This is a genomic window from Roseibium sp. SCP15, from assembly GCF_040329435.1.
Classification (GTDB): domain Bacteria; phylum Pseudomonadota; class Alphaproteobacteria; order Rhizobiales; family Stappiaceae; genus Roseibium.
In genome coordinates this window covers 886,032-907,606 of record NZ_JBDZYI010000001.1, presented here as the reverse complement: position 1 = coordinate 907,606, position 21,575 = coordinate 886,032, and the positions used below count along the sequence as shown (strand labels likewise).

The 21,575-nt window shown below is 55.7% G+C and carries 18 protein-coding genes; 9 read left to right on the top strand and 9 right to left on the bottom strand.

Translation table 11 applies throughout. The features are described 5' to 3' along the window. Positions 1–119: 119 nt before the first annotated feature. The 4 genes from ABLO27_RS04100 (at position 120) to ABLO27_RS04085 (ending at position 5,190) form a co-directional block, all read left to right on the top strand. On the top strand, positions 120–2,162 hold the full coding sequence (locus ABLO27_RS04100; RefSeq protein ID WP_353030645.1) for a M3 family metallopeptidase: 2,043 nt from the start codon (positions 120–122) through the stop codon (positions 2,160–2,162). A 48-nt stretch (positions 2,163–2,210) separates the two neighbouring features. Next, a complete protein-coding gene (locus ABLO27_RS04095) occupies positions 2,211–2,609 on the top strand; it encodes a DUF423 domain-containing protein (RefSeq protein WP_353030643.1) in 399 nt (132 codons plus the stop codon). A 164-nt stretch (positions 2,610–2,773) separates the two neighbouring features. Then, complete coding sequence (locus ABLO27_RS04090; protein WP_353030641.1) at positions 2,774–4,102, top strand: cytochrome P450; 1,329 nt, start codon at positions 2,774–2,776, stop codon at positions 4,100–4,102. Continuing rightward, positions 4,099–5,190 (top strand): lysophospholipid acyltransferase family protein, encoded by a 1,092-nt coding sequence (locus ABLO27_RS04085; protein ID WP_353030639.1) that lies wholly within the window; start codon positions 4,099–4,101, stop codon positions 5,188–5,190. Before ABLO27_RS04090 ends, ABLO27_RS04085 begins: the two co-directional genes overlap by 4 nt. Here the strand turns inward: ABLO27_RS04085 and fghA are convergent. After that, a complete protein-coding gene (gene fghA / locus ABLO27_RS04080; RefSeq protein ID WP_353030637.1) occupies positions 5,187–6,014 on the bottom strand; it encodes an S-formylglutathione hydrolase in 828 nt (275 codons plus the stop codon). The genes ABLO27_RS04085 and fghA overlap by 4 nt on opposite strands. Positions 6,015–6,172: 158 nt before the next feature. Next, the gene (locus ABLO27_RS04075; protein ID WP_353030635.1) at positions 6,173–7,285 is read right to left on the bottom strand and encodes an S-(hydroxymethyl)glutathione dehydrogenase/class III alcohol dehydrogenase; all 1,113 of its coding nucleotides are present in this window, start codon (positions 7,283–7,285) and stop codon (positions 6,173–6,175) included. A 389-nt stretch (positions 7,286–7,674) separates the two neighbouring features. Here ABLO27_RS04075 and ABLO27_RS04070 point away from each other — a divergent pair, with 389 nt between their 5' ends. The 4 genes from ABLO27_RS04070 to ABLO27_RS04055 are packed head-to-tail and all read left to right on the top strand — an operon-like array spanning position 7,675 to position 12,815. Next, positions 7,675–8,928 carry a sarcosine oxidase subunit beta family protein gene (locus ABLO27_RS04070; protein ID WP_353030633.1) on the top strand — a complete coding sequence of 418 codons (1,254 nt, stop codon included), beginning with the start codon at positions 7,675–7,677 and terminating at the stop codon, positions 8,926–8,928. Positions 8,929–8,942: 14 nt separating this feature from the next. After that, the gene (locus ABLO27_RS04065) at positions 8,943–9,248 is read left to right on the top strand and encodes a sarcosine oxidase subunit delta (protein WP_353030631.1); all 306 of its coding nucleotides are present in this window, start codon (positions 8,943–8,945) and stop codon (positions 9,246–9,248) included. Further along, positions 9,245–12,247 carry a sarcosine oxidase subunit alpha gene (locus ABLO27_RS04060; RefSeq protein ID WP_353030630.1) on the top strand — a complete coding sequence of 1,001 codons (3,003 nt, stop codon included), beginning with the start codon at positions 9,245–9,247 and terminating at the stop codon, positions 12,245–12,247. Before ABLO27_RS04065 ends, ABLO27_RS04060 begins: the two co-directional genes overlap by 4 nt. Further along, on the top strand, positions 12,240–12,815 hold the full coding sequence (locus ABLO27_RS04055) for a sarcosine oxidase subunit gamma (RefSeq protein ID WP_353030628.1): 576 nt from the start codon (positions 12,240–12,242) through the stop codon (positions 12,813–12,815). Before ABLO27_RS04060 ends, ABLO27_RS04055 begins: the two co-directional genes overlap by 8 nt. Before the next feature lie 85 nt (positions 12,816–12,900). Here the strand turns inward: ABLO27_RS04055 and ABLO27_RS04050 are convergent, their stop codons facing one another. Then, positions 12,901–13,569, bottom strand: a complete 669-nt coding sequence (locus ABLO27_RS04050; RefSeq protein ID WP_353030626.1) for a DUF1194 domain-containing protein — start codon at positions 13,567–13,569, stop codon at positions 12,901–12,903. Positions 13,570–13,829: 260 nt separating this feature from the next. On the opposite strand from ABLO27_RS04050, the gene ABLO27_RS04045 reads away from it, so the two are divergent. Continuing rightward, positions 13,830–14,546 (top strand): endonuclease/exonuclease/phosphatase family protein, encoded by a 717-nt coding sequence (locus tag ABLO27_RS04045; protein ID WP_353030624.1) that lies wholly within the window; start codon positions 13,830–13,832, stop codon positions 14,544–14,546. Between the two features lie 21 nt (positions 14,547–14,567). Here the strand turns inward: ABLO27_RS04045 and ABLO27_RS04040 are convergent, their stop codons facing one another. From ABLO27_RS04040 to recJ, 6 genes are all read right to left on the bottom strand, one after another. Further along, on the bottom strand, positions 14,568–16,082 hold the full coding sequence (locus tag ABLO27_RS04040) for an inorganic phosphate transporter (protein ID WP_353030622.1): 1,515 nt from the start codon (positions 16,080–16,082) through the stop codon (positions 14,568–14,570). A 168-nt stretch (positions 16,083–16,250) separates the two neighbouring features. After that, positions 16,251–17,759: an inorganic phosphate transporter gene (locus ABLO27_RS04035; protein ID WP_353030620.1), complete on the bottom strand. Its 1,509-nt coding sequence runs from the start codon at positions 17,757–17,759 to the stop codon at positions 16,251–16,253. 145 nt (positions 17,760–17,904) lie between these two features. Further along, positions 17,905–18,348 (bottom strand): NUDIX hydrolase, encoded by a 444-nt coding sequence (locus tag ABLO27_RS04030; protein WP_353030618.1) that lies wholly within the window; start codon positions 18,346–18,348, stop codon positions 17,905–17,907. Between the two features lie 155 nt (positions 18,349–18,503). Further along, positions 18,504–19,394, bottom strand: a complete 891-nt coding sequence (locus ABLO27_RS04025) for a nitrilase-related carbon-nitrogen hydrolase (RefSeq protein WP_353030616.1) — start codon at positions 19,392–19,394, stop codon at positions 18,504–18,506. A gap of 86 nt (positions 19,395–19,480) precedes the next feature. After that, a complete protein-coding gene (locus ABLO27_RS04020; protein ID WP_353030615.1) occupies positions 19,481–19,672 on the bottom strand; it encodes a hypothetical protein in 192 nt (63 codons plus the stop codon). A gap of 84 nt (positions 19,673–19,756) precedes the next feature. Further along, positions 19,757–21,574 (bottom strand): single-stranded-DNA-specific exonuclease RecJ, encoded by a 1,818-nt coding sequence (recJ, locus tag ABLO27_RS04015; protein WP_353030613.1) that lies wholly within the window; start codon positions 21,572–21,574, stop codon positions 19,757–19,759. Between the last annotated feature and the right edge of the window lies 1 nt (position 21,575).

Below are 21,575 nucleotides of genomic sequence, written 5' to 3'. Positions count from 1 at the left end.
GGAAAATGTCCGGGGCCAGGGATCTGGTTTCTTTGAGCCTATTCGGAGCATTTTTCTTTGAACCGCCAAACTCCGACGCCATATCTGGCGAACACAAAATTTCTCAATCGAGGACACCCATGACCACCAATCCGCTCCTTGCCGACTGGACCACTCCTTTTGAATTGCCTCCGTTTCATGAGATCGAGCCCTCGCATTTCGAAGAAGCGTTCGACATCAGTATGAAAGAAGCTCGGCAGGAGAGCGACGCGATCGCGGACCAGGAAACCGACCCCACATTTGAAAACACGGTTGCTGCGTTGGAAAGATCGGGCAAGCAACTCACAAAAGTCGCCCGGACTTTCTTCAACCTTTCTGGTGCAGACACCAATGACGCAATCCAGAAAATCGAAAGAGACATTGCCCCCAAGCTCGCCAGGCATTCATCAGACATGCTGTTGAACGCAAAGTTGTTTGCAAGAATTTCAACTCTTTGGAACCAACGTGAAACGCTTGACCTCGGCGAAGAGGAACAAAAAGTACTGGAACGCTACTACAAGATGTTTCAACGCGCCGGAGCAGGTCTGGATGACGGCGGAAAGTCTCGCATGGCGGAGCTCTCCCAACGCCTTGCGACCCTCGGCACCAGCTTTTCACAAAACGTCTTGAAGGATGAAGCCACCTATCAGCTGGTGCTCGAGAGTGAAGAAGACCGGGCCGGATTGCCTGACTTCCTGTTGACTGCTGCCGCAGAGGCTGCGAAGGAACGAGACCTGTATGGAAAGCACGTCATTACGCTTTCCCGCTCTTCCATTGAGCCATTCCTGCAATTCTCCACCAATCGCAGGCTTCGAGAAGAAGCATTCAGGGCCTGGTCCGCGCGCGGTGAAAATGGTGGAGACACCGACAATCGGGATATCATCAAGGAAACTCTGCTGCTGCGCTCCGAAAAGGCGAAGATGCTCGGGTTTGCCGACTTTGCCTCCTTCAAGCTTGATGACACGATGGCGAAAACTCCAGAAAACGTACGCGAGCTGCTGACAAAAGTCTGGCAACCGGCGGTCACGCAGGCCCGCGACGAGGAGGCCAAGCTGGCTGCGATGGCGCAAGCAGACGGCAACAATCATGCGATCGAAGCATGGGACTGGCGTTACTATTCGGAAAAAGTTCGCAAGGCGGAACACGATCTCGACGAAGCCGAACTAAAACCATATCTGCAACTCGACAACATCATTAATGCGGCGTTTGACACCGCCAATCGGTTGTTCGGTCTTTCCTTCAAGGAACTTGAAGACCTTCCAATCTATCACCCAGACGTCCGAGTGTTTGAAGTCATGGATCGGCAAGGCAAGCATGTCGGCTTGTTCCTTGGCGATTACTTTGCGCGCCCTTCCAAGCGATCAGGCGCCTGGATGAGTGCCTTCCGCTCCCAGCATAAAACAGACGGAGACGTCGCGCCGATCATCGTCAACGTGATGAATTTTTCAAAGGGCGCTCCCGGTGAAGCAACGCTTCTGACCTTCGATGATGCTCGCACTCTGTTTCACGAATTCGGCCACGCGTTGCACGGCCTCTTGTCCAACGTAACGTACCCAATGATTTCCGGAACAAGTGTCGCGCGCGATTTTGTCGAGCTCCCCTCACAGCTTTACGAGCACTGGCTTTCGGAGCCGGAAGTACTGTCCAGGTTCGCAGTCCACTACAAGACCGGCGAACCGATGCCTCAGGCTCTTCTGGAGAAGTTGCTGGCAGCAGCAAACTTCAATCAGGGATTTGCGACGGTTGAATACACCGCCTCTGCACTGATCGACCTGGAACTGCATCTCCTTGATGACCCAAAAGACATCGATGTCGCTCAATTCGAAAAGCGTGAACTTGACAAGATTGGAATGCCGAGCGCCATCACGATGCGTCATCGCATTCCGCATTTTCAACACGTCTTTTCCGGAGACGGTTATTCGGCTGGATACTACAGCTACATGTGGTCGGAAGTGATGGACGCCGACGCCTTTGACGCCTTCAAGGAGGCTGGCGATGTTTTCGACCCTGAGACAGCAGAGAAACTTCTGAAGTTCATCTATGCGGCTGGGGGCCGCCCGGACCCGGAAGAAACCTATGTTTCTTTCCGCGGGCGTGCTCCAAAGATTGATGCACTTCTTGAAAAACGCGGGTTTGCAGCCTGAGATCAAGCGGCCGGATAATATCGGCCGCGCTCTATGCCTGAGGAAGTCATGATCAAACCGATGTCTCCACCGGCCGAACAAACGGCGCTTCTTCTACGAATTTGCCTTGTGGTGGCAGGCCTGACAGGCGCTCTCGGCGTTATCAGCCTTGCATTGTCTGCGCATTCGTCGGCGCCAGCTCTTTTAAGCACGGCGGCTCAAATGCTGTTGTTTCACGCGCCGCTCTTCTTAGCGATTGGGGTTGTTGCTCAGATAAGGAAAGTTCCGCTTCTTCCCTTCGTGTCGATTTTTCTAGGACTCGGGCTCCTTCTTTTTTGCGGAGACCTTTTCAGCAGGGTCTTGACCGGTCAGCGACTGTTTCCCATGTCCGCCCCGATAGGCGGAATGCTGGTTATCGCAAGTTGGGTCGGACTGGCTTTGAGCGCTTTACGTGTTAAGCCCAAGTGACTAATAGTCACTTTCCGGGTTATTCCGAGTAACAAACCTCGTGAATTTGGATTGATTTAGTGACCGCTTCCCCACACCGGCCTGTGGAATTGCAAAATTCCGGGCAGCCCCAATCTTCGCCGTCCGAGGATTTCATTCCTCCCTACCCTTTCCGATACGAAAAGATGCCGCCTGTCTGGTCTCTGATCGGCATGGCGAAAAGGAATTTCCTGTCTATTTGGGGGCTCGATGACTTTCAAAGCAGATTAAGAAGCAAGAAGGTGTTCACGCGCGAGCTGGTGATCTGCAACCGCCCTGATGTTGTTCGCGAGGCGTTTCAGGCAAATCATGACGTGCTTCAGCGCAAGAGCCCACAAATGCGCCATGCGCTGGAACCCTTGCTCGGGGATGGCCTGTTTATCAGCGACACGGAAACCTGGGCGAAGCGGCGCAAGATTGTGGCTCCCATTATCCACGGTTCACGCGTCAGGGGTTTCGCCCCGATCATGACTGATACGATTGAAGAAAAACGCGACGAATGGACGGCTTTGGGCAGCGGCGCCGAAATAGATGCCCTTGCCGAAATGGCGCATCTTACTGCTGAAATCATCTGCAGAACCATTTTCGGGCGCGAACTTGGCAAAGACTACGCATCTGAAGTCGTACAAGGTTTTTCCGACTACCAGCGCCATATCGACCAAATAGACATTCTGTCACTTCTCGGACTGCCTGAATGGCTGCCTCGCTTCCGTGGGCGAGCTATCAAGAAACCGGTCGACCGCATCATGAGCGTTCTTGACGAGATTATCGACAGCTATCAAGCCCAAAAACAGAAGGGTGAAGCATCCGTTATTGGAGGTCTCCTGGAAGCGCGCGACGATGATGGCAATCCGCTCAGCAGGGAAGCTATCCGAAGCGAAGCCGCCGTCATATTCATGGCCGGCCACGAAACCACTGCCAACACGCTCGCATGGGCGTGGTTTCTATTGTCGCAAAGCAAACGGTGCCGTGAAAAACTTCAAAATGAGCTGGACACCGTACTGGCCGGGCGAACACCTGGCTTCCAGGACGTCGCCAAATTGCCCTACACAAAGGCAATCATAGAAGAGACCCTGCGTCTCTATCCACCCGTTCCAATCCTGGCGCGCGAGACTATGTCGGACACGACAATCGGAGGCAAGCCAGTTCCGAAAGGCTCTCTGGTCATGGTTGTGCCATGGCTCATGCACCGCAATCCGGTGCTCTGGTCAAAGCCCGATGCATTTGTGCCGGAGCGTTTCACGGATCCGAAAGCCAAGAAACCGAACAAATACGGGTATGTTCCTTTCAGCATTGGACCGCGTATTTGCGCAGGGTTACAATTTGGCATGACCGAATCGATCTTGAGCCTTGCGATACTTGCTCAGAAATTCGACTTGCGACTGAAGGACGGCACTGACGTCCAACCTGTGGCTCGCCTTACGCTGCGCCCCGGTGACAATTTGCCAATGACACTGCATCCCCGGGCTTCATGAACAAACCATTCAAGCTGGAAGATATTCCGTTCGAGGAGACTTTGGCGGAAGAGCCTGAAGTTCCGCCAATTCGTGATATTGTCGCGCGCGATCCTGCCTCGCGTGAAACAGCGCACCTGCATTGGTTTCGGCACACGAAAGACGGATTTCTCAATACGATCTTTCACGTTGTCTTGAAGCATTGCCCCGATTGGTTTGTATCCGAAATCGGGCGTGCGCTCGTTCCACTCGTCCGTTGGTCCTATCGAAAAAAGATCTTTCCTTCACGCATCGAGCGAAATTTCGCAATTCTGACACGAGGCTTGTGGCACGACCCAGCACAAGAAAAACGTGCGTTGAACCGTTGGTGGCAAAACATCGGACGAACAATTTCTGAATTTTGTATTGTCAACGACTTATGGAAAGATGCTCGTATTTCAGTTGAAGGAATTGAACATCTTGAAGCGGCTCGCCGAACTGGTCGACCACTGATATTCACCTCGATGCATCTTGGCACCTGGGAAGCGCTGTTCGTTGCTATTCACGACGGGCTTGCGGGACCCAGCATTGGCCCCTTTCAACCGGAGCCAAACCGTTTCAAGAACCGCATTGTTCACGCCATCCGGAGAAAGCGCGACCAGTATTTGTTCCCTCCCGGGCAGCGCTCCGCCTACCGACTGCACAGGCTGATGAAGACCGGTCGATATTCCATGACCATCTTTATCGATGAGGTTCGCGACAAGCAGGTGCATTTGCCCCTGTTCGGTAGAAAAGCACCGGATAGAGGCAATGCTGTTGTTGCGGCAAAGATTGCCAATGCCTGCGACGGTGTTCTTGTGCCGACTTACTTGAAGCGCACTGGCCCGGCACGCTTCAAGCTGGTCATCCTGCCGGCCATTCAAGGCCAAGACGCGACCACTGGTTACGATGTCGGGAAAACGATCAAAGCGCTCAACGATGTCTTTGAGCCGATCGTGCTGGGCCACATTGAAGAATGGTACATGCTTGGAGAGCTGCGTTTGCCGAAGAACTTCGAGCAAGGAACTTTTTCAAAGTCCCTTGCTGAAGCAAATACCCAAAGGCGGCTGAATGAGGCTGGTAACCCCTAGCCTTTTAATCGTTCTGCATGCCAGGCGACATGGTCACGCGCAAACGTGGACACGAAGTAGTAGGAGTGGTCGTACCCCTTCTGCAGTCGATAGTTGTGCGCAGTTTTGGTCTCCACCAGCGAAGTCACCAGCGCTTCTGGTTTAAGCAGGTCGTAGAACTGATCATCCGCGCCTTGATCAATCAGGATATCGCCACTCCAACCTTTTTCCTTCAACAGAAGCGAAGCGTCATGCGCCGACCAACCGTCCTCGGCACCCCCAAGATAAGCGCCCAATTGCTTTCTGCCCCAATCGGATTGGGTCGGGTTTGCGATCGGTGCAAAGGCGCTCAGTGACTGATAGTGCCCGGGATACTTCATTGCCAAAGTAAGAGCACCATGGCCGCCCATGGAATGACCGGTAATGCCATGATGAACGGATACCGCGAAATTTTCCGTCACAAGGTCCCGCAATTCGCTGGCGACGTATGTCTCCATCTGAAAGTGCGAACTCCAGGGTGCCTGGGTTGCGTTCACGTAAAACCCTGCTCCCTGCCCCAGATCATAAGCATCATCATTGGCAACGCCGTCGCCCCGAGGACTGGTGTCGGGAAGCACAACTGCAATGCCAAACTCAGCAGCGTGAGCCTGCAGCCCCGCTTTGGTCATGGCGTTTTCGTGGGTGCAGGTCAGGCCGGAAAGATACCAGAGCACCGGCACTGGTCCACTTTCGGCCTGCGGCGGCATGAAAACCGCAAATGTCATCTCGCCAGCGCATGCTTCTGACGCATGGCTGTAAACACCCTGCACCCCGCCGAACGCCTTGTTTTCCGAAATGGTTTTCATCGGAATAAGTCCTTTTGAGTTTCTCTTGCCTCAGATGCCGTTCACTTCGAACGTAATTGGCCGAGGCCTCCTCCGCCAATCTTCGAAAAGAGAAGTCAGGACGGTGGAGGCCTGCGGCCGCATCATCGAGGATATGTGTGCCGGACGTTTTTCAGGACTTAATAGACGACGACCGAACGGATCGATTCACCTGCATGCATCAGATCGAAGCCCTTGTTGATGTCCTCAAGCGGCATCGTGTGAGTGATCATCGGATCGATTTCGATCTTGCCGTCCATGTACCAGTCAACGATCTTTGGAACGTCGGTACGGCCTCTTGCGCCGCCGAATGCAGTTCCTTTCCACACCCGACCGGTTACCAGCTGGAACGGGCGGGTCGCGATCTCGGCTCCTGCAGGTGCGACACCGATAATGATGCTCTCACCCCAGCCTTTGTGAGCTGATTCCAGCGCCGTCCGCATGACGTTCACATTTCCGGTCGCATCGAAAGTGTAATCGGCGCCCCCTTTGGTGAGATCCACCAGATACGGGACCAGCTCGCCCTCAACGTCGCTTGGATTGACGAAATCGGTCATGCCGAAACGGGTTGCCATTTCAACCTTCGCCGGATTGAGGTCGACACCGACGATCTGGTCGGCACCCGCAAGACGCAGGCCCTGAATGACATTGAGACCAATGCCGCCGAGGCCGAACACGATTGCCCGCGATCCTTCTTCAACCTTTGCGGTATTGATAACGGCCCCGATGCCGGTGGTGACACCGCAACCGATGTAACAAACCTTGTCGAAAGGCGCGTCCGGGCGGATCTTTGCCAGCGCGATTTCAGGCACAACCGTATAGTTGGCAAAGGTTGACGTGCCCATGTAGTGCAGAATCGGATCGCCATCGAGTGTGGTGAAACGGGAGGATCCATCGGGCATCAAGCCCTGTCCCTGTGTCGAGCGAATCGCCTGACAAAGATTGGTCTTCGGGTTCAGGCAGTACTCGCAGTTCCGGCACTCTGGCGTGTAAAGCGGAATAACGTGGTCGCCGGGCTTCAACGTCGTCACACCGGGACCGACTTCGACGACGACGCCTGCCCCTTCATGGCCGAGAATTGCCGGAAACAGCCCTTCAGGATCCGCTCCTGAAAGGGTGAATTCATCCGTATGGCAGATGCCGGTGGCCTTGACTTCCACCAGTACTTCGAACGCACGCGGACCTTCCAGGTTCACGGTGGTGACTTCGAGCGGTTTTCCGGCACCGACGGCCACAGCTGCACGAACTTCCATGGATGGATCTCCCAATTCTAGTGTTTGATGGAGAGTTACCGCGCCCCGCGTCAATTGCAAGAACCGAAACGGCATCTCGTGTCGGGTTTGCGCTATTGCGCGAAAAAATCCAAACGAACGAATGCTGGCACACGAGGAAAGATTCTTGTGATTTCCCGGCGTTACGGGCGCACCAAGGCGCCTGATTGCGCCCTGTCTGACACCTATGTCGTATTCTGACAAACAAGCGACTGAAACCTTATACGCAAGCTTGCGTGCAATCGGGATTATGCCGGAAATGGACGGGCGCTGATCAAATTCGCTAAGGTCCCGCCCTGACCTATTCAACAAATCAGGATCATTCTCGATCATTGGGATGGAGAGCCTGAAACGTGCGGAGCCGCTGATTTATGAAGCGTTATTCCTTCCTGGAATTGGCGAAAAACGCCTTTTCCGCGCACCAGAACTGGGGTCGCCAATGGCGTGCTCCTGAACCCAAGGCCGAATATGACGTTGTCATTGTCGGTGCCGGTGGTCATGGCCTGGCAACAGCCTACTACCTTGCCAAGGAACACGGCATCCGCAACGTGGCCGTGCTTGAAAAAGGATGGCTGGGCGGTGGTAACACGGGCCGTAACACGACCATCGTGCGTTCAAACTACCTTTGGGAAGAAAGCGCCGGCCTTTACAATCACGCCATCGGTCTGTGGCAGGGCCTGTCGCAGGAGCTGAACTACAACGTCATGTATTCAGCCCGTGGCGTTATGATGCTGGCGCATACAGTTCACGACGTTCAGGTGGCGCAGCGGCACATTCACGCAAACCGTCTCGCGGGAGTACAAAACGAATGGCTGACACCTGAGCAGGCGAAGGAATACTGCCCGCCGCTCAACATCGAAAAGAACATCCGTTATCCGGTTATGGGTGCCGCGCTTCAACGCGTGGGCGGCACAGCCCGGCACGACGCGGTGGCCTGGGGCTACGCCCGGGGTGCAGACAGCCTTGGTGTCGACATCATCCAGAATTGTGCCGTTACCGGCATCCGCCGGGGCCAGAACGGCGCTGTTGAGGGTGTGGAAACAGCCAAGGGCTTCATCAAGGCCAAGAAGGTCGGTGTCGTCGCAGCAGGTCATACCTCGGTCGTCATGGATATGGCCGGAGTGCGCTTGCCGCTGGAATCCTTCCCGCTACAGGCTCTCGTTTCCGAACCCGTCAAACCGGCCTTCCCTTGCGTGGTGATGTCCAACACCATCCACGCCTACATCTCGCAATCCGACAAGGGCGAGCTTGTTATCGGCGCTGGCACGGATCAGTTCGTTTCCTATTCGCAGGCCGGTGGCATCCACATCACCAATCACACCATCGACGCAATCTGCGAGCTATTCCCGCATTTCCGTCGCATGCGCATGCTGAGAAACTGGGGCGGTATCGTGGACACGACTCCGGACCGTTCACCGATCCTTTCCAAGACGCCGGTTCAGGGGCTTTACGTCAACTGCGGCTGGGGAACAGGCGGCTTCAAGGCAACGCCGGGATCGGGACATGTTTTTGCGCACACAATCGCAAAAGACGAACCACATCCGATCAATGCACCTTTCACCATCGACCGTTTCCGCACCGGACGTCTTATCGACGAAGCGGCAGCAGCCGCTGTGGCGCACTAGGGGAGATCATCGACATGCTGCTGATTTATTGCCCTTACTGCCAGGTTGAGCGGGCAGAAACCGAATTTCACTGCGGAGGCGAAGCTCACATCGCGCGCCCGGCCGATCCAAGCAAGGCCAGCGACGAGGAATGGGTGGAATTCCTCTATATGCGTAACAACCCAAAAGGCCTCGCGGCTGAGCGCTGGCGCCACAACAACGGCTGTGGACGTTTCTTCAACGCAGTGCGTGACACCGTAAGCGACAAATTCCTGAAATTCTACAAGGCCGGTGAACCTATGCCGGATCTTGAAGCGATTGCTAAGGAGGCCGGCAAATGAGCCAGCCATTCCGTACTGAAAAAGGCGGCCGGATCGACCGCGGCCAACAGCTGTCCTTCACCTTCGACGGGGAGCAGATGCAGGGCCACAAGGGCGACACCCTCGCCTCAGCGCTTCTTGCCAATGGCGTGCATCTTGTTGGGCGCTCGTTCAAGTATCACCGTCCGCGCGGCATTGTCACCGCAGGTTCCGAAGAGCCGAACGCACTGGTCGGTATCTATCGAAACGGCGACCAGACTCCGAACCTGCGCGCGACCCAGGTCGAACTCTACCAGGGACTGCAATCCATCTCGCAGAACCGGTTTCCGTCGCTCGGCTTCGATGTAGGCGCGGTAAATGACTGGCTTTCGCCGTTTTTCCCCGCCGGGTTCTACTACAAGACTTTCATGTGGCCGAAGTCCTTCTGGGACAAGGTTTATGAACCTGTCATCCGTGCGGCAGCAGGTCTCGGCAAGCCTCCCAAGAATCCGGACCACGACCACTACGGCAACATCTATGCGCTGTGCGATGTTCTGGTTGCCGGTTCCGGACCGTCCGGCCTGGCTGCGGCTCTTGCTGCGGCCGAAACAGGCGCAAAGGTCATCCTCTGTGACGAACAAGCCGAGTTCGGCGGCTCGCTGCTGAGCGAGGCAAGCGCCAGCATCGACGGCAAGGATCCTGCGGACTGGGCAGCGGAAACCATTGCCAAGCTTCGTGCGATGGATAACGTCACCCTGTTGAACCGCACCACAGCATTCGGTTATTTCGCGCACAACTTCATTGCGCTTGCCGAGCGGGTTACGGAGCATGTTTCCAATCCCGATCCGAAGTTACCGCGGGAGCGTCTCTGGCAGGTTCGCGCAAAGGAAGTTGTGATTGCAACCGGCGCGATCGAACGCCCGATGGTGTTCCCTGAAAACGACCGTCCGGGCATCATGCTTGCGGATGCCGGCCGCACCTACCTCAACCGCTACGGCGTGAAGGTTGGCAACAAGGTTCTTGTGGCAACCGCCTGCGACACAGCCTGGCAGGCCGCCTTTGACCTGGCCGATCATGGTGTGGAAGTCGTCGCCATCGCGGATATGCGTGAAAACCCGCCAGAAAGCCTGATCTCGATTGCAAAGGCGCGCGGTATTCGCGTTGAAAGCGGCTGTGTCGTCACTGGCACTCTAGGTCGCAAGCGCGTCAAGGCAGCTCTTCTGGGACGACTGATGACCTCCGGTCAGGTTGCATCCGCCGGCCAGATCGCCTGCGACGCACTGCTGATGTCAGGTGGCTGGACACCGACCGTAAGTCTCTATTCGCAGTCCCGCGGCAAGGTTGTCTGGGATGCTGAAAAAGGTGCCTATGTACCCGGTAAATCCGTTCAAAACGAACGGTCTGTCGGCGCAGCAAAGGGTCTTTACGGTCTTCAGGCAAGCCTGGAGAACGGCTACGCTGCGGGCGAAGAAGCCGCTAAGGCGGCGATCGGTAAGTCTGCGAAGGTTACATACGCTCAGGCAACCGGTGGCGAAGCTGGAAATGGTGGAACGCTCGGAGCGATCCCTCACGACCGCAACGCAACCAAAGTCAGAGCCTGGGTCGATTACCAGAACGATGTCACCGCGAAAGACGTCAAGTTGGCGGTTCGCGAAGGCATGCAGTCGATCGAGCACATCAAACGCTACACGACAACAGGCATGGCGACAGACCAGGGCCGCTTGTCGAACATGAACGCGTTGCAGATTGCATCCGGTGCGCTGGAACGGCCAGTCGTCGATGTTGGCCTGACAACATTCCGCCTGCCCTACACGCCAACAACGTTCGGGCTCTTTGCCGGTATTTCCCGCGGTGACTTTTTCGATCCGGTTCGCAAGACACCGTCGCATGACTGGGTCGTTGAACAGGGTGGTGTTTTTGAAGATGTCGGCCAATGGAAGCGGACATGGTACTTCCCCAAAGGCGGTGAAGACATGCATGCTGCCGTTGCGCGCGAGTGCAAAGTGGTTCGCGAAAGTGTCGGTCTCTTTGACGCGTCCACCCTCGGCAAGATCGAAGTTGTCGGACCGGACGCGGCAGAATTCCTGGAGCGGATGTATACCAACCCATGGAAGAAACTGGCGCCGGGCCGCTGCCGCTATGGTTTGTTGCTCAATGATGCAGGTTTCATTACCGACGACGGCGTCATCGGTCGCCTCGCGGAAGACCGCTTCCACGTGACAACAACCACTGGCGGCGCACCGAGTGTCTTCTCCACCATGGAAGACTACTTGCAGACGGAATGGCCGGATCTTGATGTGTGGATCACCTCCACGACCGAGCAATACGCGGTGGCCGCAGTCCAGGGCCCGAAAGCCCGCGAGGTAATTGCTCCGTTCATCGAGCGTATCGACCTATCAGCAGATGCATTTCCGCATATGAGTGTCAAGGAAGGCACTTTCTGCGGTGTTCCTTGCCGTCTGTTCCGCATCTCCTTCACCGGAGAGCTCGGCTTCGAAATCAACGTTCCACGCCGTCATGGCAAGATGATGTGGGAAACGCTGGCCAAGGAAATCGAGAAACACAACGGCACCACCTACGGCACCGAGTCCATGCACGTACTGCGTGCCGAGAAGGGTTACATCATCGTTGGTCAGGACACCGACGGCACCGTAACACCTCAGGATGCCGGCATGACATGGGCAATCGGCAAGAAGAAGTTCGACTTCGTCGGCAAACGCGGTCTGGAAAGATCTGACCTTACTGCAGACAACCGCCCGCAGTTCGTCGGCCTGCTGACCAAGGACCCCAAGGTAAAACTTGAGGAAGGTGCCCAGATCACGACCGCACAAAATCCTGCAATCGGCACACCGGCTGAAGGACATGTGACGTCGTCCTATTACAGCCCGGCGCTTGACCGGACCATAGCTCTGGCAATGGTGAAGAACGGCCACGCACTGGAAGGCAAGACACTTTACGTCCCGATGCCGGACGGCAGCATACCGGTCGAAGTGACCGGTACCGTGTTCTATGACAAGGAAGGAGCGCGCATCAATGTCTGATCTTCTGGCGAGCGACCTGATTACGCCGGATGCGGGCGAGAACCCGCTCCTCAACCTCAACAACGTCTCGATCCTGAAAGCAGCTCCGGTGACCCGCCTGTCTTTCAGGGCTCGTGAAGCTGCTCTGAAGGATGCCGGTGCCGCACTCGGCGTGGCCCTTCCTGTAAAGGCTCTGGCTTCAGAAACAGCCGCAAAACGAGCTGCGCTTTGGATGGGTCCGGACGAATGGACACTTCTCGCACCTGAAGACGAGCTCAAATCCGTCTTCGACGGCATTGAGAGCAAGCTTGCAGAAACCCCTCACGCGCTTGTCGACGTTTCGGATCGTTCGGAAGCCATTATCGTCAGTGGAGAAAAGGCTGTCTGGCTGCTGAACACCGGCATTTTCATCGACCTCTCCGTTGAAGCATTTCCGGTTGGCACTGTGACGCGCACCGTGTTTCACAAGTCCCCGGTCATGATCTGGCGCACGGGACCAGACACCTTTGTCGTCGAGGCCTGGGTTTCCTTCATGGACTATGTTGCAGGTCTGCTGGTGCAGTCGGCGCAGGAACTGGAAGCAGCCTAAGGTTACCCTGACCGGGCTGTTTCGGAGACACTTACAACTTTGCGGGGACAAATCCCCGCAAAGTCACCCAGCTATCAAACGCATATCACCGTCGTTCCGTCCTGGCTGAACCTGCTAACGGCGTGTGTGCATAGCGCAGGCCGAGGATTTCCCGCAGGAGTTTGCGGATCATCGCTTCTGTATAATCCTCGTAGCTGTTCATTGCCTGGATGAAAGCTCCAGGGCCTCTGATGACCTTGTTCTCAAAGTAGGTATAGGTCCGCTCCTCTTTGCGGATCACAAGCGCGTTCACGGTCACATCCGCAAAGTCGTTGACGAAATAGGCCGTGTGAGGGTCGTAACCTTCATTGTTTATGCCGTCTGCTGAAACGTCGATTACCTGCCTGTCGCATACCGCAGGCGCACCGTCGAGCACCTTGGAAGCGTGGGCGAGCGCGTGCCCCAAGGCCGTCAAAAATTCCCGACTGTCTCGGATATTTCCCGAAATCTCTTTTGCGGCAGCTCTGATGCTTTGTTCGTCCGCCAGGAAGCGCCAATTCAGCAAGGTGTTCTGTTGGTATCTGCCGCTCCATTCGAAACTGTGAAGCCAGATACCACCAACCGTTTCGATCGCCTGCACAACATCGTCATCCTGCAGCGCCGTCGCGATGCCACGTTGTTGCAGATCGTACTCAGTTTCGCTGATGCTGGCTGAAACATCGACTGCGATCACCAGCGCAAGAGCGCATGCCCTGACCGGTAGCGGAAAAATCATCAGAAGGATGGCAACTGCCAAAACCGCCCGACTTGCTGCCGGCCTCAACAACCGCCACCGCACCAAACTCTGAAATGAGCAAGCGCTTACCATTGGATTGCTTTCTCTTTCGCTTAAGGAATTATGGCAGTTACGTTCAGCAGTGCAAGCCATTGCACATCTGCGCTTCTTCTGCGATTGAAGCTGCCGATAGATCAAATTTCTGCGCAGTCGGCTCTCGCTCTTGCAAAACCACACCAAACCACGACAATTTCCTGATTATGCTCAAAATCGGTTCTTACAACATTCAGAAGGCAATTGGCGTTGACGCGCGCCGCCGTCCCGACCGGACCTTGAAAGTGATCCAGGAACTCAATTGCGATGTTCTTGCGTTGCAGGAGGCGGACAGAAGGTTCGGTCCGAGAGAAAGCTCCCTGGACCGTGAGAGCATTCTCGCACAAACCGATTATCGGCCGGTTCCGTTTGCCACACGGGAAAGAAGCCTTGGCTGGCACGGCAATGCCATACTGGTGCGCAGCGATATCGAGATACTCAGCCATCGGCGGATAGACCTGCCGACGCTTGAGCCACGGGGCGCTGTTGCTGTCGACCTTGGAATTGCGGGCGAAAGAATTCGCGTCGCAGCGATGCACCTCAGCCTCGTCGGTCACTTTCGCAAGAAACAGATCACGTCTCTCATGCATCAACTGCACGAACATCTCGACTATCTGCCAACCGTGCTCATCGGAGACCTGAACGAGTGGCGAAACTCTGCGGAAAGCCTGAAACTTTTCGAGGAACGCTATGAGGTCACAACACCGGGGCGCAGCTTTCCGAGCCCCATGCCTGTCGGCAGTCTGGACCGGATCATAACAAGCCCTGAATTCACGGTCCGGCAGGCCGGTGTCCACAAGTCAAAGACGGCCCGGGTGGCGTCCGATCACCTACCCGTCTGGGCCCATCTAACGCTCGACCCTTCAGGTCACCTTCCTGGCTGAGCGTCTTGGTACGTCACATCTCTAGAAAATCACTTCCGAAATGACGAAGTAAAGAACTGCGGAGAGTATCGCTGCAGCCGGCACGGTGATAACCCAGGCCGCGATAATCGTCATGAAGTGGGCTCTGCGGACAAGGTGCCGGCGCGCCTGCTCTTCCCGGTTTTTCACCGGACGAACCTTCGTTTGATCGTTTGCCTGACGCTTGTTCACATAGTCCAGCCGCCGGGACGAATGCTCAGTATACCATTCCCGGAAGAAACCGACGCCGAACACAGCTCCCACCGCAATATGCGTTGAGCTGACCGGCAATCCCAATCCTGACGCAATGATGACCGTGATCGCCGCTGACAACGAAACACAGTATGCCCGCATCGGATTGAGTTTCGTGATCTGCTGACCGACCATGTTGATGAGCTTGGGGCCAAAAAGCAGAAGACCGAACGAGATACCAAAGGCACCGACGGCCATGACCCAAAGCGGAATACTGACCTTTGCGGCAACATCTCCAAGTTCAGCGGTATGCACAATCGCTGCCAAAGGCCCAACGGCATTGGCAACATCGTTTGCGCCATGAGCGAAGGATAGCAAGGCAGCCGAGCACACGAGCGGAACCGAAAAAAGAACACGCAGGGACTGGTTTCGATTTTCCAGTCCCTCCGACTGGCGGCGGATGAGAGGACGAACAAGGAACCAGACAGCAAATCCGACTGCTGCACCAATCAGAAGTGACATTGGCATGTCGATTTTCATGATTTTTTTCAAGCCCTTGAGGGCGAGATAGCTGGCAAAGGCTCCCGCCATGACCCCGATCAGGACCGGAACCCAGCGCCGGGCCGCAGCAATCTTGTCGTCCTGGTAAATGATGAAGACCTTGATGAAGGCAAGAAAGATTGCCGCAATCACCCCACCAAGAAACGGTGAAATGACCCAGCTTGCAGCAATGCTTGCCATAGTTGTCCAGCTGACGGCGTTAAATCCGGCAGCCGCGATGCCTGCCCCCATCACGCCCCCTACAATGGAATGGGTGGTCGAAACCGGAGCACCAATCCACGTCGCAAGGTTGATCCAGAGAGCAGATGCGACAAGCGCTGCCATCATCGCGGACATGAAAACATTGGCGTCGGAAACAGCAGCAGGATCGATGATGCCCTTTGAAATGGTACCGACCACATCCCCCCCGGCAATCAGGGCACCGGCACTTTCAAACACTGCGGCGATGATCAATGCAGTGACCAGGGTCATCGCTCTCGAGCCGACCGCCGGTCCGACATTGTTGGCAACATCGTTGGCACCGATGTTCAATGCCATGTAGGCGCCAATTGCGGCCGCGGCGACGATCATGATACCGCCGGGCGAGCTCGACATGGAGGCGCCGGCAGCTACCGCACAGATCACGATAAATACGAGAGCGATCCCCGGAGCAATCAATCCGCGGCTCAGCGAGCCGGCGGCCTTTTCCATCGAGCTGAACTTGTTGAGGTCCTTGTCGAGGGTCAGTTTCTTCAGATTTTGCATAGCTGTTTCGCTGGTCAGCATTCAACTTGCAGATCCAGCAGCAAGGAATGGCAGGTATTTGACGGCGCCTGCCATATATGATCAGCCTGAAACGTCAACCGCGCTGGTCAAAATAGCCAAAATTATTTTCCCGGCTATGGACCAATCTCCGTAGTTTTCCCGATTAAGCCGGCGAGTTCGGCCTTCGGTTCAGGTAAGAATGTAGCTCAGGAGGTTGTAGATGAGCGCCGCAAAGAGAGCGCTCGCGGGAACAGTGACCACCCATGCTGCAATAATGGTTACAAAGTTCGCGCGTCGAACAAGCAGACGCCTCCTGCGTTCTTCGCGGTTTCTCAGCATCTTTCGCGGTTTCAGTTGCCCACCTTCAGCGACAAAGCGATTCCGGTGCCATTCCCGGTAAAAACCAACGCCAAAGACTGCCCCAACAGCAATGTGGGTCGAAGACACCGGCAGGCCAAATCCGGAAGCCGTCAACACGGTGGCCGCCGTCGCGAGGGTAATGCAGAACGCACGCACCGGGCTCAACTTCGTTATCTGCTTGCCGACAACGGTTACGAGGCGACGGCCGAACAGCAACAGTCCCGCAGAAATACCGAATGCTCCGACTGCACTCACCCAGATCGGCACTTCCGGATTGAGCGTTCCGATGAACCAAAAGCTCAGATCCGTAAAGTCGTTGGACTGGCTGAGCACGATGGCAGCAAGTGGACCGATGGCATTTGCAACGTCATTGGCACCGTGGGCAAACGAGAGCAATGCTGCGCTCACCATGAGCGGGATGGCGAACAGCTGGCGAAGAGACCTGGAGCTGTTCTCAAGCACTACGGTCTGCGCGGACACGACATTTCCGTAGATCCGCCAGATAAAGATCCCGGTCATGAGCGAAAGAAGTAACGCAGCCCAGTGAGGCATACCCCAGAAGAGATCACTGGTCTTTACCAGGACATAGGCAGTAAATGTTGTCGCCAAGAGCCCCAGCAAGACCGGTAGCCAGAAGCGCGCCGCCTCAAGCTTGTTTTCCGTATAAATCAGTCTGGCATTGATAAAGGCCATGACCATAGCAGCCACTACACCGCCAAGAACCGGTGAGATGACCCAGGTCGCGGCGATCGTGGAGATCGTCGTCCAATTGATTGCCGAAAATCCGCTGACTGCAATGCCTGCGCCAACTACGCCGCCAATGATCGAGTGAGTGGTCGAAACCGGTGCGCCGACAATCGTTGCAAAATTGATCCAGAGCGCAGACGCAGCCATGGCCGTGATCATGGCCAGCATGAAGGAAAAGTTGTCGGGTACGTCACTGGGACTGAGAATGTTTCCCGAAATGGTCGTGACAACATCTCTGCCGGCAAGCAACGCCCCTGCACTTTCACAGACAGCTGCAATTATCAGTGCCCCTGTCAGGCTGACGACCCGCGCACCAACAGCCGGACTCACATTGTTGGCAACGTCATTTGCGCCGATGTTCAGTGCCATGTAGCCGGCAATCACACCGGCTGCAATCAACAGGAGAGCGTCCGAAAGCCCCGAGGACACTACCTGGGTCGCTGCAACAGCAGCGCAAAGCACAAGAAAGATGATCGCAAGCCCCGGCCCGCTCAACCTGCGTCCCATGGCTTCGGCTGCATCGCTGACAAACCCGATCTTGTCGAGATCCTTGTCCAGGGCCTTGGATTTCAAGTCCTTGTTTGTCAGCACGCAGTTTGTCTCTTTCTTTTTGTGTCTTGCTGCAGCCGGTTTCCGCGTCGGAGAACCTTTGTCCGTGACTATTAGCCAAAGCTCACACAAGAGGACGACACTGACACGTCAGTGACGATCAAAATTCAACCTTTGCGAGGCTGGCTTATACGAGACTTGAACGATGATGATGCAGGAAGCGCCTCAACGTGTTTTCATCCACAAGTTCTGCGGCTTCGGACAAGGGCAGCCAAGCACACTTTCGCTGACCCATTTCCGGAAATTTCTTCAGTTGCTTTTCAAAGCTGATCTTGAAAACCACCACTTTGGTTCGAATTCTCAGGCCGTCGGCCAATCCCTTGAATGAGCGGAAGCTTCCGATTGCCTTGGGATCAGTTTCGCCAACAACTCCAGCTTCTTCATAAGCTTCGATTGATGCAGTTTCGAACGCGGGCTTGTCCTTTTCAGGCCAACCCTTGGGGAGAATCCAGCGTCCGGTGTCACGCGTGGAGACCAGAAGAATTTCCGGTTCGACATCACCAGGCCGATAACACAATGCCGCGATTTGCAGTCTGGCCGGCTTGACGAACAAGCCTCCCAGTCCCCGCAACCACGAGACATCCTGAAAGTGTAATGACCTAGCGAATCCCATCTCCACACCTAATACTTTAGTTAGGCGGCTATATAAGAGGTTCTACGAACAGCGTCCAGTAAAAAGTGCACTTTGTGCACATTTATGTATGATTTAAAGACTTCACAATATTCTTATTCCACAACAATCGATACATGATCCGCCGTCCATGCTCCCGGCCAGACTTCGGCGTTTCCTTCCTTGAGTTTCCTCAATTGCTGCAGTGGAACAGAAGCAAACAGCAAGGGTTCTTCCCGGTTCGATCCGTCGGTTGGAAGAAGCTCCGCCCCCACTCCGGTAAAACCGAATTCCTCTTCACAAGGCAAATAGAGCGCGGCCCCGGAAACGTTGGTATCGTTTTGCGTCGTGCCCTTCGAAGTCCCGACGGTTCCGCAAACTGCAACGGCACACATCAACTCAACCGCCCTCGCCTTCGCGCAGCCGTATACGCGATGATAGCCGGAGAGTTTCTCCGTCATCGAAGGCACCAGCAACAAGTCGACATCCTGCCGCGCCAGAAGGCTGCTTAGTGCGGGCATCTCCACATCAAGGCAAATCAGGATTGCCATCTTCAAACCATCGAGTTCAAACACACGAAGTTTGTCGCCGGGTGTCAGCTGCCACGTATCTGCGCTCTGCTCAAATGGTGTCAGGCTAAGCTTATCCTGGCGGATGTTGCGCCCATCTGCTGTCAGCAGAACCGCCGTATTGGTTATTCCGTTCTCGTTCTTGACCGGCATGGTTCCAGCAAGCAGCGAGACACCGTGCTTTTCCGGCAGGCCTGCCAATTTTTCCAGCAGGTCTTTGCCAACGTCGGCGAGAAAGCTCATTTCCTGATCAGGCTGCAGGCCATCCGGTTTGAATGCAAGGCAACATTCAATGAGGTACTCTGGAAGCTGCAGCAGCTTTACACCGCGAGCAGCGGCACTTTTCATGCCCTGATCAATCTGATCTGCAAAAGCCGCCACAGAAGCTGGCGCTCGTCCAAGATTGAAAGACCAGAGAGCGATTTGATAATCCGTCATTGCGCCACGCCAGTTTCAGCAAAAGTGAGCGCCAGACATAAAGGAGATGTTTGAAAAAGATCAAGCCCAATGCCGGGCCAGTCGGATCAATCGATAAAAAGGCCGACAAAAGCTGCCAGGGCTACGAGAAAAGCGGTTCCGACAGCTTCGGTTCTGGGTTCTTTGGGAAGTGCGCTCAACTTGGCAGACCGGCGAACTTCGCGGATACCTTTCAACGCAATGTCGGTCCGGCGATCAATCTCTGCAAAATACGGCGAGAGCTCGTTCTGAGCACGCATTCCTGTCCCTCACGATTCCTTCGAGTGATCAAAGGTTAGGTGAAGACGATTAGATTTTGGTTAATCGAGCGCTAACGACAGGAGCTACAGCCTGGTCTTCTGCGGATCGGCGACATCAAGAATTCGCAACTGCACCTTGGGCGTTCCCTGCCAGGTATCAATGGACAGCGTTCCCGCCACATGCAGGTTCCTTCCACGCCCCTCAAGAAGCATTTGCCCATGAGGCTTGTCATCTGCCTTGAAGCAAATGGCCTTCAAGGCCGTGCCATCTCCGGCTGCCAGGGTCGCCCGCACATGCCCCTTTCCGACGACATCGGCAAAAGAAACGCGGTGAGCGGGAAAAGCGAAAACAGGTTCGGAGTGCCCGGCACCATAGGGACCGGCTTTTTCCAAAAGCTCAAGCAGGTCCAGGGTTGCACCGGTTGCGGTCAACGCGGCGTCGACTTTCAGCTCCCTATGAGCTGTAGCGGTTTCCACGTCTTCCTTAAGAGTTTCGTTGAAGAAGGCTTCCAGATCGGCTGCTTTCTCTCGCAGCACGGTGAGACCTGCCGCCATTGCATGACCGCCGCCCTTTTCCAAAAGTCCATTTTCAACAGCCTGCCGAACGGCCTTTCCGAGATCAACACCCGAGACAGAGCGTCCTGACCCCGTTCCCTTGCCAGACTGATCATAAGCAATCGCAAAGGCGGGGCGGCGGTGTGCTTCCTTCAAACGCGAGGCGATCAGGCCCACAATGCCCGGATGCCAGTCATCCGAACCGGTGAGCAACACGGCTGGGTCCCGTTCTTCCAACGCGATCGCCGCATCGGCTCCGGCCTGTTCCAGCATGACGGCTTCCATTGCCTGCCGTTCGGAGTTCAACTGGTCAAGCCGTTCCGCAATTGAACGGGCTTCAAACGGATCCTCGGTCGTCAGAAGGCGCGCGCCCAGGGCTGCATCCCCAATCCGGCCACCTGCATTGATCCGTGGCCCGATCAGAAATCCCAGATGATAAGGGACCGGCTTGCCACTCACCCGGGCCACATCCGCCAACGCGGTCAATCCATAGTTCCGACGCTGATGCATCACCGCAAGACCACGCGTGACATAGGCACGGTTAAGCCCCTGCAACGGCACAACGTCACACACTGTCCCGAGCGCCACCAGATCCAGCAAAGCCATCAGATCCGGTTGCTTCCCGGTCTGAAAATGCCCTCGCCGACGCAGTTCCCTGTTCAACCCGACAAGAAACAGGAACGTCACCCCTACCGCAGCCAGGTGCCCCTGGCCGGAAAGGTCGTCCTGGCGATTGGGATTTACGAGAGCATTCACTTCAGGAAGCGTTTCACCCACCTGGTGGTGATCAATAACGACCACATCGAGGTCCAGGCGCTTTGCGGTTTCGAAGGCTTCGAACGATGTGCTGCCGCAGTCGAGCGTGACGAGCAGGTCTGCTCCACCTTGCCGGAGATGTTCAATCGCCGGTCCGTTGGGGCCGTAGCCTTCTATGATCCGGTCGGGAATGTGAATGATCGGATCGAGACCAAGCCACTGAAGATATTTGGCAAAAATGGCCGAGGAAGTCGCGCCGTCGACGTCATAGTCGCCGAAGATCGCGATTTTCTTCCCTGACTGAACGGCATCGGCAATTCGGTTGACCGCTGCATCCATATCAACCAGACCGGAGGGATCCGGCATTAACGTCTTGAGCGAAGGCTCGAGAAATTCCTGCGCCAGTTCCGGCGCAACGCCGCGCGCGGCCATAACCCTCGCCAGTACGTCGGGCAGTCCGTGTGATTGGGAAATCGCCATTGCGGCGCGCGCGTCAGCACCACTCAGGCGTTCCCGCCAGGCATTGTCATTTGCGGAACGGGCGACTCCCAATACGAGCCGCCGTTCCTCTTCGCCTGAAGTCCCGAGCATT

Excerpts from the sequence above, each read along its gene's own strand:
- ABLO27_RS04100 (WP_353030645.1), top strand. The coding sequence starts at position 120 with ATGACCACCAATCCGCTCCTTGCCGACTGGACCACTCCTTTTGAATTG.
- ABLO27_RS04095 (WP_353030643.1), top strand. The coding sequence starts at position 2,211 with ATGATCAAACCGATGTCTCCACCGGCCGAACAAACGGCGCTTCTTCTA.
- ABLO27_RS04090 (WP_353030641.1), top strand. The coding sequence starts at position 2,774 with ATGCCGCCTGTCTGGTCTCTGATCGGCATGGCGAAAAGGAATTTCCTG.
- ABLO27_RS04085 (WP_353030639.1), top strand. The coding sequence starts at position 4,099 with ATGAACAAACCATTCAAGCTGGAAGATATTCCGTTCGAGGAGACTTTG.
- fghA (WP_353030637.1), bottom strand. The coding sequence starts at position 6,014 with ATGAAAACCATTTCGGAAAACAAGGCGTTCGGCGGGGTGCAGGGTGTT.
- ABLO27_RS04075 (WP_353030635.1), bottom strand. The coding sequence starts at position 7,285 with ATGGAAGTTCGTGCAGCTGTGGCCGTCGGTGCCGGAAAACCGCTCGAA.
- ABLO27_RS04070 (WP_353030633.1), top strand. The coding sequence starts at position 7,675 with ATGAAGCGTTATTCCTTCCTGGAATTGGCGAAAAACGCCTTTTCCGCG.
- ABLO27_RS04065 (WP_353030631.1), top strand. The coding sequence starts at position 8,943 with ATGCTGCTGATTTATTGCCCTTACTGCCAGGTTGAGCGGGCAGAAACC.
- ABLO27_RS04060 (WP_353030630.1), top strand. The coding sequence starts at position 9,245 with ATGAGCCAGCCATTCCGTACTGAAAAAGGCGGCCGGATCGACCGCGGC.
- ABLO27_RS04055 (WP_353030628.1), top strand. The coding sequence starts at position 12,240 with ATGTCTGATCTTCTGGCGAGCGACCTGATTACGCCGGATGCGGGCGAG.
- ABLO27_RS04050 (WP_353030626.1), bottom strand. The coding sequence starts at position 13,569 with ATGATTTTTCCGCTACCGGTCAGGGCATGCGCTCTTGCGCTGGTGATC.
- ABLO27_RS04045 (WP_353030624.1), top strand. The coding sequence starts at position 13,830 with ATGCTCAAAATCGGTTCTTACAACATTCAGAAGGCAATTGGCGTTGAC.
- ABLO27_RS04040 (WP_353030622.1), bottom strand. The coding sequence starts at position 16,082 with ATGCTGACCAGCGAAACAGCTATGCAAAATCTGAAGAAACTGACCCTC.
- ABLO27_RS04025 (WP_353030616.1), bottom strand. The coding sequence starts at position 19,394 with ATGACGGATTATCAAATCGCTCTCTGGTCTTTCAATCTTGGACGAGCG.
- ABLO27_RS04020 (WP_353030615.1), bottom strand. The coding sequence starts at position 19,672 with ATGCGTGCTCAGAACGAGCTCTCGCCGTATTTTGCAGAGATTGATCGC.
- recJ (WP_353030613.1), bottom strand. The coding sequence starts at position 21,574 with ATGCTCGGGACTTCAGGCGAAGAGGAACGGCGGCTCGTATTGGGAGTC.